The organism is Mesorhizobium sangaii, from assembly GCF_014207355.1.
In the GTDB taxonomy this organism is placed as follows: domain Bacteria; phylum Pseudomonadota; class Alphaproteobacteria; order Rhizobiales; family Rhizobiaceae; genus Mesorhizobium; species Mesorhizobium sangaii.
The window spans coordinates 1,328,342-1,340,929 of record NZ_JACHEF010000001.1; the positions used below are offsets into that span (position 1 = coordinate 1,328,342).

11 protein-coding genes are annotated in these 12,588 nt (G+C 60.0%); 3 read left to right on the forward strand and 8 right to left on the reverse strand.

Going from position 1 to position 12,588, the window contains the following annotated elements:
* Positions 1 to 172: 172 nt before the first annotated feature.
* Together HNQ71_RS06480 and HNQ71_RS06485 are read left to right on the forward strand one after the other, a co-directional pair.
* Complete coding sequence (locus HNQ71_RS06480; protein ID WP_184871703.1) at positions 173 to 931, forward strand: LuxR C-terminal-related transcriptional regulator; 759 nt, start codon at positions 173 to 175, stop codon at positions 929 to 931.
* Between the two features lie 386 nt (positions 932 to 1,317).
* The gene (locus HNQ71_RS06485; RefSeq protein WP_184871704.1) at positions 1,318 to 2,733 is read left to right on the forward strand and encodes a glutamate-1-semialdehyde 2,1-aminomutase; all 1,416 of its coding nucleotides are present in this window, start codon (positions 1,318 to 1,320) and stop codon (positions 2,731 to 2,733) included.
* 221 nt (positions 2,734 to 2,954) lie between these two features.
* Here HNQ71_RS06485 and HNQ71_RS06490 read toward each other — a convergent pair whose 3' ends face one another.
* From HNQ71_RS06490 to HNQ71_RS06505, 4 genes are all read right to left on the reverse strand, one after another.
* Positions 2,955 to 3,233, reverse strand: coding sequence for a hypothetical protein (locus tag HNQ71_RS06490; protein WP_246461219.1), 279 nt, complete (start codon positions 3,231 to 3,233; stop codon positions 2,955 to 2,957).
* Between the two features lie 207 nt (positions 3,234 to 3,440).
* Positions 3,441 to 4,094 carry a PIG-L deacetylase family protein gene (locus tag HNQ71_RS06495; protein ID WP_184871705.1) on the reverse strand — a complete coding sequence of 218 codons (654 nt, stop codon included), beginning with the start codon at positions 4,092 to 4,094 and terminating at the stop codon, positions 3,441 to 3,443.
* Positions 4,091 to 4,906, reverse strand: coding sequence for a sugar phosphate nucleotidyltransferase (locus tag HNQ71_RS06500; RefSeq protein WP_095080663.1), 816 nt, complete (start codon positions 4,904 to 4,906; stop codon positions 4,091 to 4,093). Before HNQ71_RS06500 ends, HNQ71_RS06495 begins: the two co-directional genes overlap by 4 nt.
* Positions 4,903 to 6,198, reverse strand: coding sequence for a class I SAM-dependent methyltransferase (locus HNQ71_RS06505; protein WP_184871706.1), 1,296 nt, complete (start codon positions 6,196 to 6,198; stop codon positions 4,903 to 4,905). The genes HNQ71_RS06500 and HNQ71_RS06505 overlap by 4 nt, the downstream gene beginning before the upstream one ends.
* A 353-nt stretch (positions 6,199 to 6,551) precedes the next feature.
* Here HNQ71_RS06505 and rfbC point away from each other — a divergent pair, with 353 nt between their 5' ends.
* Positions 6,552 to 7,103 carry a dTDP-4-dehydrorhamnose 3,5-epimerase gene (gene rfbC, locus HNQ71_RS06510; protein WP_184871707.1) on the forward strand — a complete coding sequence of 184 codons (552 nt, stop codon included), beginning with the start codon at positions 6,552 to 6,554 and terminating at the stop codon, positions 7,101 to 7,103.
* Here the strand turns inward: rfbC and HNQ71_RS06515 are convergent.
* The 4 genes from HNQ71_RS06515 to HNQ71_RS06530 form a co-directional block, all read right to left on the reverse strand.
* Positions 7,098 to 8,417: a DUF4910 domain-containing protein gene (locus HNQ71_RS06515; RefSeq protein ID WP_184871708.1), complete on the reverse strand. Its 1,320-nt coding sequence runs from the start codon at positions 8,415 to 8,417 to the stop codon at positions 7,098 to 7,100. The two genes, rfbC and HNQ71_RS06515, sit on opposite strands and share 6 nt — an antisense overlap.
* A 5-nt stretch (positions 8,418 to 8,422) precedes the next feature.
* On the reverse strand, positions 8,423 to 9,484 hold the full coding sequence (locus tag HNQ71_RS06520; RefSeq protein ID WP_184871709.1) for an NAD-dependent epimerase/dehydratase family protein: 1,062 nt from the start codon (positions 9,482 to 9,484) through the stop codon (positions 8,423 to 8,425).
* Between the two features lie 279 nt (positions 9,485 to 9,763).
* Positions 9,764 to 11,095, reverse strand: a complete 1,332-nt coding sequence (locus HNQ71_RS06525) for an apiosidase-like domain-containing protein (RefSeq protein WP_184871710.1) — start codon at positions 11,093 to 11,095, stop codon at positions 9,764 to 9,766.
* A 20-nt stretch (positions 11,096 to 11,115) separates the two neighbouring features.
* Positions 11,116 to 12,549 carry a DUF4214 domain-containing protein gene (locus tag HNQ71_RS06530; protein ID WP_184871711.1) on the reverse strand — a complete coding sequence of 478 codons (1,434 nt, stop codon included), beginning with the start codon at positions 12,547 to 12,549 and terminating at the stop codon, positions 11,116 to 11,118.
* Positions 12,550 to 12,588: the final 39 nt, after the last annotated feature.

Sequence of the window (12,588 nt, forward strand, 5' to 3'; positions counted from 1 at the left end):
GACTGCCCAAGCTGCTGTACATGTCGGCAGCCAAGAACTGCTCAAGGCTCCAGGTTGGGGTAACGGCCTGAAGCTTTAAAATGGGTTGGGTATCAAGCTTTCAATTCAAGAGATGAGGGGCTTTGTTGGGCGCCGCTAAGCGGCTTTCGTTGGGGAAAGGGTGGGTATAAGTATGGGTTCAACAGTAGGACTGCACAACTACACTTCGACAAATCAATCGGGAGTTCCGTCTAGCGGAATAGAAAATGTCCACGAGCAGGCAGGCAAGCAATACCTTCTCATGCTGGACGGAAGGGCACTGGACCGTGAGTGTCTTGCATCGGCCCTCGAGGATCACGAACTCGGCATGTCGGTCGTCGCCATGGGTTCGATCGAAGAATGGCGCATGAAGAAGGGGGCAGCCCCTCCACTTGCAGCTATACTCTTCAACCTTGGCGGCCGGAAGGTCACCGATCATGGCATCGCCGACGAGATCAGGCACATTTCGTCCGAGTTCAAATCGGTCCCCGTGGTCATCCTGGCTGACACCGAAGACCTTGGACAGATATTGACGGCTCTCGAATGCGGCGCACGCGGCTACATTCCGACCTCGGTCGGGATCGACGTCTGTGTCGAGGCGATCAACCTTGCGGCAGCGGGAGGCATCTTCGTCCCGGCGAGCAGTGTCCTTTCCATGCGGCACCTCATAGGTTCAGGTAGCCGCGACACGCAGCCTTTGACGGGCATGTTCACGCTCAGGCAGGCAGAGGTCGCCCAGGCGCTTCGGCGCGGCAAGGCGAACAAGATCATCGCCTACGAACTGAACCTGCGCGAAAGCACCGTGAAGGTCCACATCCGAAACATCATGAAGAAGTTGAAGGCCAGCAACCGCACGGAAGTGGCCTACAAAGTCAATGATCTCTTCGCAGAGGGCGCTCTGGCCGAAGAGTGATCGCAAACAATAAGGCGACCCGCCTTGGGTGAACCCTGGCGGGTCGTATTTGTACCGCACTACAGATTCATTCAATGACGGCTGATGGATTTCCGTTGCCTTGAATGGCGTCGGGAGCCGCCCGAGATATACGGTAGCGCTCCGACGCGGATCGTTGCCCCTAACTCTCGACAGTGTGCCGCAGGTGGGCATTTGCGGAGTGCTCCGAAACGCCTGGATCCCTAGCGATGATCTGGTTCCGTAGCACCCTGAAAACTGTTCCATTTGCTCGGCGTCAGTCGGTACCCGCCTTGTGTATCCACCATAAGTGCTAACCGCTGACCTTATGGAGAACGCGAAATCCTGAGCCGAGCATGTAGACTTGCTGCCGGAATGGAGTGGTCGGCATGTCTGAGCAAAGCCTTCGTTTTCGCAAATCCGTCCGCCTGCAGGAGCGCGGTCGTGAGCTGATCCCAGGCGGTAGCCACACCTACGCAAAAGGCGAAGACCAGTATCCCATCCTCGCGCCGGGCTTCATCGAGCGTGGCTTGGGATGCCATGTCTGGGACGTCGACGGGAACGAGTACATCGAATACGGCATGGGCAACCGTTCCGTCGGGCTGGGACACGCCTACCCGACCGTGGTCAGGGCCGTGGAGACGGCCCTCCAAGGTGGGTCCAATTTCACGCGGCCCGCCAGGATCGAGGTCGACTGTGCCGAGACGTTCCTGGAGCTCATCGGCGCGCAGATGGTGAAGTTCTGCAAGGACGGATCGGATGCGACTTCGGGAGCCGTTCGCCTTGCCCGCGCCTACACGGGTCGCGATCTCGTTGCCTGCTGCGCCGACCATCCCTTCTTTTCGACAGACGATTGGTTCATTGGGACCACACCGATGAATGCTGGAATCCCGGATGCGGTCCGAAAGCTCACCGTCACTTTCCGGTACAACGACATCGCCAGCGTAAGGGATTTGTTCGACAGGCACCCCGGCAAGCTGGCCGCCCTGATCCTCGAGCCTTCCCGCGGCGACGATCCGGTGGACGGATTCCTGCATGAAGTCCAGCGTCTCTGCAGGGAAAAGGGCGCACTGCTCATTCTCGACGAGATGATCACCGGGTTCAGATGGCATGCGGCCGGGGCGCAGAAGCTCTATGGCATAGAGCCGGACTTGTCGACATTCGGCAAGGCGCTTGGCAATGGGTTTTCGGTCTCGGCCCTGGCGGGCAAACGCGAATACATGCGGCTCGGCGGCCTCGAGCATACAGACCGCCCAAGGGTGTTTCTGCTGTCGACCACGCATGGCGCCGAGACCCATGCGCTTGCGGCGGCGATCGCGACCATGCGGACTTACCAGAACGAGTCCGTGATCGAACACCTGCACCGTCAGGGGACGAAACTGAGGACGGGGATCGCAGAGGCTGCCAGACGGCATGGGGTGGATGGGCACTTCAAGGTTGTCGGCCGTCCCTGCTGCCTGGCATATGCCACGCTCGACCCCAACGGCAAGCCGTCACAGACATACCGCTCGCTGTTCCTGCAGGAGACGATCAGGCGTGGAGTGCTCATGCCGTCTCTCGTCGTCAGCTACACCCACGACGACGCGGCCGTCATGAAGACGATAGAGGCCGTCGACGGTGCCCTGGCGGTCTATGCGCAGGCCCTGGAAGCGGGACCGAGCCGTTTCTTGGTAGGCCGCCCGACGCAGGTTGTCTTCCGCCGTTATAACAATGGTGACGGCCGAGCTGAAATGACTGAGAACCCTCCAGCCGCGAATAATGCGACCATGGGGCAATCTGAAGCCCGGCTCGCGGCAACATCCTGACGCCACGAAGGCGTTGCTTTCTCGTTCTCTTGGACCAAAGACGGACCCTTATGCGGCAATCCCGCATTGTTTCCGCATGAGGCGATGGGACAGGATCTCACTTCGGCTGCGGAAGCAGCAAGGTGCGGGCTGTCAAGGCCCTTCAGGCGAGGTCGGTAAAGGACACGGGCCAAAGCCATCGCTGGCTTGCACAGGCGCCTTGCTGCCGCGGAATCCGCCGGTCAATCTACAGCAGGAACTGGCTTGGGGAAGGTGTATATCCCTACCCATTTAACGGCTTCCTCGATCGTATCGAAGTTCTTGTGCAGCCCGCTCAGCAGCCCGAAGCCTGTCTCGAGGAACCACTTGCCTTTTGTGCAGTAGGCTTCTTCGTCGATTTGGGTAAGTACGGCGACCAGCTGGTCGGATTTCCACACCAGAACCCCGGATTCTCCGCCCTCGACCGTTCCGATGCGAGCTTCGCTGAAAGAGAATCCCGGCGCAATGTTTGCATTGCCCATTTTGATAAAAATCCCTTCAATTTCAAAATGGAAGGCAGAAAAAGGCAGAAAGGTAAGCCATAGGATCGATGGCCCGCTTCTGTTGTATTTTTAACCCAGTGGTAGCGATTTAAGTAACAGATCGTTCGGTCAGTTCAACCCCCTTTTCACCCGATTCATTCGGTCATCCACCATTCTCTTCTCGGCGAAAATATATGTGAAAAGCCGCTAAAAAATCTTGACCTTTCGAAGCGTGAACGCCTCGGCGAAATGCTCGGGTGCCCGGCATTCCATCCCGCGCAACCTGGCAAGCCCGGCGAATGTTTCGCGGTCGAACCAGTCCTTGGAGCGCTGCGTCCCGAAGTGCTCGTGAAGGAGTTCGATCTTACGTTCCAGCACGTCGGCCGTAAGCGGCACGTAGGCGTTGGGCTGGCAAAGATCACCGTCCCATTTCGGAATCTCGTATTCGAGCACCAGATGGTCGCGGAAGACGTTCCAGGTCAGTTGGTTGACCTCCCGGTGGTCCTGATGGGCGTCGAACCTGGCGTGGGTCAACACCACGTCGGGATGAACCCGCGATCTTAGATCCATCAGCCACTGCTTGATGGATCGACTATGGGCCGGAAAGTAGCTGTCTTCGAAATCGGCGACGTGGACCGTGGACGAGTGCGATCCCTGGAGAAAGGCCTCGGCCGAAGCCCTGGCTTCGGCAGACCGCTGGGCGCCGGCGCTCAGCACGCACCAGTCGACATCCAGTTTGACCCCCGACGCGATCAGCCCGAGTATCGTACCTCCCGCACCGATCTCTATGTCGTCGGAATGGGCACCAAGGCAGAGGATCGAGAGTTTCTCCCCGCGACGTGCGAGGCCAAGTCCCCTCATGATGCAGCCATCACCATGCTGCGCCGGATTTTCTCTGCGGTGACCCTCCTATTCCAAGGCATGTCCCCCTTTTCGACCATGTCTTCGAGCGATTGCCAATCACGCAGCGTGTCCATCGAACGCCAGAACCCGTCATGCTTGTACGCCATCAGCATGTTGTCATCGATCAATCGCTTGAAAGGTTCGATAACGAGTTCCTCGCCGTCACGCATGTAGTCGAATATCTCGGGACGGAACACGAAGTAGCCGCCATTGATCCAGATCTCGGACGTCTCCGTCGTGCGGAACTCACGCACGCGACCGTCTTCAGCGATGTCGGCCAAATGGTATGTCAGCGGCGCGCGCACGGCGAGGAAGCAGGCGATCTTGCCGCTGGCCTCGAACTTCGCGATCACATCGTCGAGGTCAACATTGGTCAGGCCATCGGAGTAGTTGGCCAGAAACATCTTCTCGTTCTTGACGTGATCCTTCGCAGCCCAGAGGCGTTCTCCAATGTTGCGCCAGATGCCCGTATCGAGCAGGGTGATGCTCCAGTCCTTGACCGTGTCACCCAGCAGCTTCACGTCCTGGCCTCCGTGCGTAACCACGCAATCGGAAAAGGTCTGTGGCCGGGTGTTCAGGAAAAAATCCTTGATGACGTTGGCCTTGTAGCCCAGGCACAGCACGAATTCGTCATGCCCGTAATCGCTGTACCACTGCATGACGTGGCGCAGGATCGGCTGGTGGCCGAGCGGAATCATCGGCTTTGGTATGCTTTCGGAATAGTCGCGGATCCGCGTCCCGCGGCCGCCGCAGAAAAGGACGACTTTCATCTCCGTAACTCCGATAGATCGATCACTGTCACAAAAGGAATTGGCACCACGAATTTCGCGCCCCAGGCGGCGACATGGTGCATCTGCTGAATGATCTCGTCCTTCAGGTTCCACGGAAGGATCAGGATGTAGTCTGGCTTGGCCTGGTCGATCGCGTCGATGGGCTTGATCGGGATGTGCATGCCCGGCGTGAAGCGGCCGTGCTTGTAAGGATTGCGGTCCACCGTGAAGTCGAGGAAGTCGGTGCCGATGGCGCAGTAGTTGAGCAGCGTGTTGCCCTTGCCAGGCGCGCCGTAACCGCAAATCGTCTTGCCCTCGTTTTTGACCGAAACCAGGAACGCCAGGAGATCGCGCTTCGCGCGTTGCGCCTTGTAGCCGAAAGAGGCGTAGGTCGACATTTCCGTAAGCCCATGTCTTTTTTCGCGCTCGAGGAGTTCGGCGACACTGTCATCCGTGGCCCAGCTGCTGCCCTCGTTTGCGAGATAAACACGCAACGAGCCGCCATGGGTGGGCAGTTCCTCGACGTCGATCAACCGCAGCCCGTGGCGGGCCGCCATCAGGTCGATCGTCAGCAGTGAGAAATATGAAAAATGCTCGTGGTAGATGGTGTCGAACTGGTTCTCCATCATCAGCCGCTCGATGTGCGGGAACTCGAGAGTGACCACGCCCTCCGGTTTGAGCAGGATCTTTATTCCCGCGACGAAGTCATTGAGGTCGGGCACCTGCGCCAGGACGTTGTTGCCGATGATCAGATCGGCGCGGAGTCCTTCGGCCACCATCTGAAGTGCCAGCCGCACCCCGAAGAAGTCGACCCGGGTGGGCACGCCCTTCTCGACCGCAGCGCGCGCAACGTTGGCCGCCGGCTCGATGCCAAGCACGGGAACGCCGAGCGGCAGGAAGTGCTGCAGCAGGTAGCCGTCATTGCTTGCGAGTTCTACCGCGAAGCTGTCGGCGCCAAGCCCAAGTCGCTTCGTTATCGCTTCGCAATAGGCTTTCGAGTGGGCCACCCAACTTGTCGAGAAGGAAGAGAAGTAGGCATATTCGTTGAAAATGGTCTCGGGGCTCACATACTCCTTGAGCTGCACCAGGTAGCAGCGCTCACAGACCAGGACATTGAGCGGATAATAGAGTTCCATCTGGTCAAGCTGGTCGGCCTGCAGGAAGCTCTCGCAAGGTGGCGACATGCCCAGGTCGACCAGACTGTGGCGCAGGCGCGATCCGCACAGCCTGCAGCTGACATTGCGGCGTGCCGTGTTCTGGTCGCGAGCAATTTCGACAGCCTGAATATTCATTCCGTACCCCTCTGTCGCCCTGGTTTGAAAAAACGGAGACGCGGTGGCCTGACGATGAACCTGTGCCCGCCGCGCTCCGCAGGGAGTGCATCTTTTCAACGCAGGTTAGGACGGGGCGCCCCGCGAGTTCGATTTGCCAATCCGTTGGGTGCCTTAATCCTTATAGGGAAACGGCGGGGGCAATGACGGCGCAAGGACCTCCGAACGGGGTAATGCGGTCGACCCGGCATACCGCGATCGGAGAAGCCACCTAAGGCTTAGGTAGCTCTTCCAGCCCAGGCAGGCGGTGCCGACAATCCGACCGCGGTGCTAGCCCGGCTAACTAGGCCCGGCTACTGGGGATTTAGGCAGACATGCGGTTTACCGAAACGGAGCTGAAGGGTGTCTGGCTGATCGAGCCGACACCGGTGGTTGACGATCGCGGTTCATTCACCCGAACATTCTGTGAAAAGGAGATGGCCGATTGCGGGCTGGCGACGCGCTTTGTCCAGCACAGCCGTGCACATTCGGTCAAAAAGGGAACACTCCGGGGCCTGCATTTCCAGGACGACCCTTACGCCGAGGTGAAGCTCGTCTCCTGTGTCCGCGGCGCGATTTTCGATGTCGTGGTGGATCTGCGCCCGAACTCGCCGACACGCTACAACTGGCTGGGCTTCGAGCTGACGCCCCAGAACATGCGGCAGGTCTACATCCCTGCCGGCTTCGCCCACGGGCTGCAGACCCTTACGGACGATGCCGAGGTCTCGTATCTCATATCGCAATTCTATACGCCCCATGCGTCGACGGGCGTCCGCTACAACGACCCTGTCTTTTCGATAGCCTGGCCCTTGATGCCGACGGCGATGTCGGAAAGGGATAAGGCGTGGCCGTTGCTCAAGCAGAGAACGGCGGCTGGAGCCTTATGAAGCCGCGGCCAGCAGACCGTGATCCGACAGCATTTTGGCGGCGGCGGCCAGTTCCCTGAACGACAGACCCGAGCGCTCCGCCATCGCGAGAAGCGAATGCTGGCCGTCGGCGAGATTGAGCACCCAAAGCAGGGACATCGAGGTTGCTCCCGAAGACGCCTGCCCGCCCAGGGCGGCGTAGAGGCCGCGCTTGCCGAGTTGTGGTTCGCCCTTGGGACAGAGGTTCAACGGCGTCCAATCCCCTTCGACGATGTCGATCACGTCCGTCAGGATACGGAAGGAATCCTCGAGGTACTCCGGCTTGATGAAGTCGAGATTGTCAGCCGAGGTGTGGTATTCGGGGAAGGTGCCGTGGACGCTCCGCTGGAACATGCCGACCGGAAGGTTGAAGCCCGGCGAACAATATTGCCTCTCGTCATAGCCGTAGGGGGAGAAATCCATCAACTTTGCCCCGGCTTCACGCCCCAGCACATGAGCCATGGCGCGATCGATGACGGCATCGCCACGCCGGCTGCGTTTGTATGCAGGGCGTCCCGCGTCCCCCAGGCATGACAGCACCAGACCGTGGTCGATGAGATGTGTCCGGCCCTCGTTGCGAGACAGCCACGCGATCGACCCGATCGTGCCTGGAGCGAACAGGAAGCGGTAGCTGTATCGTGTTTTTCTTGCCTTCATGCTTTTCGCAAGGGTTGCCAGCAGGGCCAAGCCCGAACAGTTGTCGTTGGCCAATGAGGGATGGCAGATGTGTGCCGAAAGAAGGAATTCCCGCTCGGTCTGCCCGCGGTGCAGGTATTCGCCGTAAGTGAGGCTGCCGTCCTTGAGCTCGGCATCGATCTCCACCCGGTAGAGACCGTCGGGCATTTTGGCGACACCGTCATAAGCCATGCAGAAGCCCCATGTCGGGGCATAGTAGCTGGTGCGGTAGGGGATCAATTGCGGCTGTTCAGGCAGCGTATGGATATGCGACATCAACTCGTTGAGCGGCAGGACCCCCTTGAAGGGTACGCTGTAGTTGACGACATGCAGGTTGGAGTCGGCAAAATCCAACACCGTTTGCCCGTCCGGGCCTATGATGCTGGCCGAGCGGACGTTCCATTCCTTTGGAACAGTCCAGTCGAACACCTGCGTGCCGGTGGGCACCTCACGCCGTTCCAGGTCGACGTGCCCCGACAGGATATCCAGCGTCTGCCGCACACCGTCCCCGGTGATGCTCCTGCAAATCGGAAACAGACGTTCGGCCAAAGCATAGATTTCCTGGCCGAGGCCGGTGGAAGACGGCGGCGCGCCGAGTCCCTCGGGGGTTATGTGTTCCATTCCGGTTAGCTTGCCGCTGCCTCCAGCTTTCGCGAAGGTTCAGTGACCCGCATCCGCTCATCCAGAAGCCGGTTGGCCAGAAGATACCGGATGTGGCCGATACGCTGGAAGCGCGGTCCTTCGAATTCCTCGAGAGTGACATTGGACTTGCCGTAGGCCTGGTAAAGCTGCTCGGCGCCCTTGCGCGCATCCCACTGCGGCTTGAAGGCAGGAAGGGAGCGCGCGATCTTGCCGAAGTCGACGCGGTAGGACCGCTTGTCGGGTCCAGCATCCGAGGCGAATTCAAGCCGGCAGCCCGGCACGACTTTGGCGACAATCTCGGCTATGTCGCGGATCCTGTAATTGTGGTCCGTCCGTCCCACATTGAAGGCCTCGTTATGGACGACCTCGCGCGGCGCTTCCAGCCCGGCGATGAACGCCCTGGAAATGTCCTCGATGTGGACGATCGGCCGCCACGGTGTCCCGTCCGACTTCAGGAGGATCACGCCTTTGGTGACGGCCCAGGCGACCAGATTGTTCAGCACGATGTCGAAGCGGAGCCGGGGTGACACGCCGTAGGCGGTGGCGGGCCGGAAATAGGTCGGAGAGAAGCTGCTGTCGGCCAATTCGGAAATATCCCGCTCCGAAAGCACCTTGGACCAGCCGTAGGGCGTGACCGGGTTCAGCTCGCCCGTTTCATCGACCATCCCCTCGCCCGCCTGGCCGTAATTGCTGCACGACGAGGCGAAGAGGAAGCGCGACACGCCGGCCTCCTTGGCCGCCTTCGCGAAACGAACGCTGCCCTTGTGGTTGATCTCGTAGGTGATGTCCGGATCGAGGTCGGACAGCGGGTCGTTGGAAAGAGCCGCCAGGTGGATGACGGCATCGACCCCTTCGAGGTCGCGCGCTTGCACGTCCCTGACGTCCTTTTGGATGGAGGGAACGGAAGCCTGCTCTCCGCCCGAAGCAAAGGTGCAGCGCCGGTAGAGATCGCTGTCGTAACCCGTGACCGAATGCCCCGCGCGGAGCAGCATCGGCACCATCACCGAGCCGATATAGCCTTGATGGCCCGTTACCATGACTTTCATCGCACACCTTTCCCCAACGGATATGATCGCGCAGAGGCTACTTGGGCTGAAAACAGTGAGGGAGAACGCCAATAGGCGATCAGGATGGCCCGTTGGACGAAGCCTTGCCGGGCGCTACCTCTTTCGGGTGGTGCGCGCCTAATCCTTTCGGCGATCGGCATGAGCCGGATCCACCCCAGTTGGCGAACGCCGCTGCCTCGCCTTGCTGTCTTGGCGCACACCTGGCCTTCGCTGACTGCGCGCAGCTTGTGCACGGCGTTGGCCTTGCTCCATAGGACCCTAAGGCGTGAGTTCCAGAATCCAGTCCGGGTAGCCGCGGCTGTTGAGCTCTGGCGGCTTGAAAGCTGTGCGCTCCGCCTTGAAAGGGGAACCTTCGACATCCGTCAATTCCCCGCTGGTGGGATCGCGCCAGCGGGCGTGGACGATAGTCTCCGAAAGCTGCGCGAGGTCGACGGTGACGCCCTCGTTGCTGGGCATGTATACGACGGCGTAGGAGCCGTCCTTGGTCATCGCGGCAACCGCCCTCCCCATGTCCTTGCCCATGCCATCGACAAGCAATCTGTTCTTGCTGTCGGGTTCGAGCAGCCACCATTTTATCGACGAGATGAAGGCTATGAGCACCTCCATGCTCTTTGCGCCGGGACTGTCGAGGGCCTCCTTCCACTCCATGGTCTGCCGATGGAGGCCGGGCCCGTCGAAATGCCATATCGGGTTGTTGCCATAGAGGTGCCCGAATGCGCCCGAGAGGATCGCCTGGTAAGCCTGGATGCGGATCCGGTACTCGTCGGCATCGTATTCGAATTCGTAGGCAGTCTCGATCAGGAAGAAAGGCATACCCCTGCCGAGATCGTACTCCCTGATCGCTGCCGTATAGACCGGGCCATACGTGAAGACGTTGTTCACCTTCAGCCAGGTTTCTTGACCCCAGAAATCGAGCGGCGCCGTATCGGAATGGCCGTGGAAAGTGCTGAGAGCATCGGGGTCCTCGTCCATGATGCCTTTGGCGAGAGCCCTGACCAGATCCTTGTCCGCAGGATTGTAGTCGCCGCCGTTGACCCACATGATGTTATCGAAGCGTCGGTAGCGACGTCCAACGAAATGGCCGTAGGCGGCAAGCTCCCCTGCCCCCGCAGCCGCCATTTCCTGATACCAACCGTCACCGCCACCGCCATATCCGAGATATGCCGGAGCGAGCAGCACCAGGAAACCAAGATCGCAAGCCCTCTGCAGGATGCGATCGGCATGGGCGAAATATGCCTCGTTGGGAACAACGAAATCTTCGTTGTCGGCGAATGGTCTGTCGCCATACGCGTCTGCAGGCGCGTTGCGGGAAAATCGGTGCTCGAGGAGGTTGACCAGCACGGTGTTGAACCCGCGAGCCTTGCGGTCCTCAAGGTAGAGGTAGGCGTCCTCGTCCGTCAGGTCGCCGATCAGCGACCAGGGCGAGTCTCCGTGCATGAAGAACGGATGGCCTTCCCTGTCGACCGGGTAGTTCTTTCCGGATTCGACCCGCAGCGGGAACTTTGTCCCGCCAGAGCGCTCACAGGCCAAGCTTCCGGTCGCCATGGCCGCCAAAAGGGCGCTGGCCATCAGAACAGATGCGAGGCGCACTGCCTTGATGCTCCTCTTGCTCACCCGGGGGTCGGCGCTGCGGACACTTCGCGGGCGGCAGCGTGTTGGGATTTGAATTCCGATGAATCCATGATGCCGAAGGCCAGGTCCTCGCGTGTCATGGTCCCCGCGCGCAGCTGCCGGGAATAGGTTTCTATGCCATAATCGTCAGCGGGACGGTTGAGAAACAGCATGTAAAGGAAACCGATGTAGGCGCGGTCCGTAAGGCCGATCGTAGCATAGCTGGTCTGGAACTCGTCCGAGCGCATCAGTTCCACGGCCATTCCAGCGATCGTCCTGTCCCCGCTTTCAAGAGCAGCCGACCACTGATCCACGCTTTCGGTGTCGCCCTCACGCCCAAGCACGAGGCAGTATGCGAAGCTCGCCTGCCTCACATATACGGACTTGTTCGCGGCCGTCGTCTCTGGGTCGCACTCCCGATGCGGCTTGGGCAGCGGCTGCGGGCCGCGGGTGAAGTCACGCACCGTCTTGTAGGCGGGCTTCGGCTCGCCGACCCTCCATTTGCCGTCGGATGCAGGGGTGAGCCTCACCAGCCCCATATTGGCTTCGAAGCCGGGGGCCCAGTAGGTCTCATCGAACAGTTCGTAGATTTGCGCGGCCTCGACCTTGTACTTCTCGTTGAGCTCGCGAAGCCGCGTCATTGTCTGCTTGATGCCATCGGCCTGCTGCCGCTCGCTGCGCTGACTTCCATTGGGACTGTTGAATTCGGTGACCCAGATCGGCTTGCCGTATGCCGAGATTTCGCGGAAAGCCCATTCCGGGTCGTCGCCGTACATGTGCCAGACCGAGATGTCCCAGGCGATCCCGTCCTGCTTCATCCGCGCGAACGCGCCGGTGTGGCCCCATCCGGCGGTGCCAATCGCCTTCCTGATGCTTGGATCGACCTCTGTCATGCCGTCGGACAGACCTTTGAGGACGGCGCTCACCTTCACCCAGCGCGGGCCGTAGTAGTCGAGCGCTCCTGTTCCTCCTGCAGGTCCCCATGCACATGGATATTGCGAGCCGTCGTCACGTTTCTCGCAGGGCTTGATGATGGCGTAGTTCTCCATTTCGTTGCCAAGTTCCCAAACGCGGATGTCGTTCTTGAACCTGGTGCCAAGGGCGATCGCCAGTTTCCGGGTCTTCCCGTAGAGCTCTTCCGGGCTATCCTTGTCCAGGTCCATGCCCTCGGGAGTGATCAAAGGCAGGATCTCGATCCCTCTCGCCTTTCCGGCGTCGACAAGGGCGGCAAGCATATCTGCATTGTCTCCGCTGGTTACGTTGACCCTGTATGTTTTCAGGCCGAGATTCTTGACGAAGTCGAGCTGCAACTCAACCGGGATGCCCGGATAGGCGGTTATCGGATGGCCGTTGACGCCCCAGAGGACATCTGCGGCAGCAGGCGCAACGGTCGCCAGCAGGCAGGCCGCAGCGGTTGCGAAACGAAAGGACATGGCAACAGCCTCCGCTGCCCGATTTCAAACTCAGCTGGA

Bases quoted from the DNA above. Each gene is read 5' to 3' on its own strand.
- HNQ71_RS06480 (WP_184871703.1), top strand. From the start codon at position 173: ATGGGTTCAACAGTAGGACTGCACAACTACACTTCGACAAATCAATCG.
- HNQ71_RS06485 (WP_184871704.1), top strand. From the start codon at position 1,318: ATGTCTGAGCAAAGCCTTCGTTTTCGCAAATCCGTCCGCCTGCAGGAG.
- HNQ71_RS06490 (WP_246461219.1), bottom strand. From the start codon at position 3,233: ATGGGCAATGCAAACATTGCGCCGGGATTCTCTTTCAGCGAAGCTCGC.
- HNQ71_RS06495 (WP_184871705.1), bottom strand. From the start codon at position 4,094: ATGAGGGGACTTGGCCTCGCACGTCGCGGGGAGAAACTCTCGATCCTC.
- HNQ71_RS06500 (WP_095080663.1), bottom strand. From the start codon at position 4,906: ATGAAAGTCGTCCTTTTCTGCGGCGGCCGCGGGACGCGGATCCGCGAC.
- HNQ71_RS06505 (WP_184871706.1), bottom strand. From the start codon at position 6,198: ATGAATATTCAGGCTGTCGAAATTGCTCGCGACCAGAACACGGCACGC.
- rfbC (WP_184871707.1), top strand. From the start codon at position 6,552: ATGCGGTTTACCGAAACGGAGCTGAAGGGTGTCTGGCTGATCGAGCCG.
- HNQ71_RS06515 (WP_184871708.1), bottom strand. From the start codon at position 8,417: ATGGAACACATAACCCCCGAGGGACTCGGCGCGCCGCCGTCTTCCACC.
- HNQ71_RS06520 (WP_184871709.1), bottom strand. From the start codon at position 9,484: ATGAAAGTCATGGTAACGGGCCATCAAGGCTATATCGGCTCGGTGATG.
- HNQ71_RS06530 (WP_184871711.1), bottom strand. From the start codon at position 12,549: ATGTCCTTTCGTTTCGCAACCGCTGCGGCCTGCCTGCTGGCGACCGTT.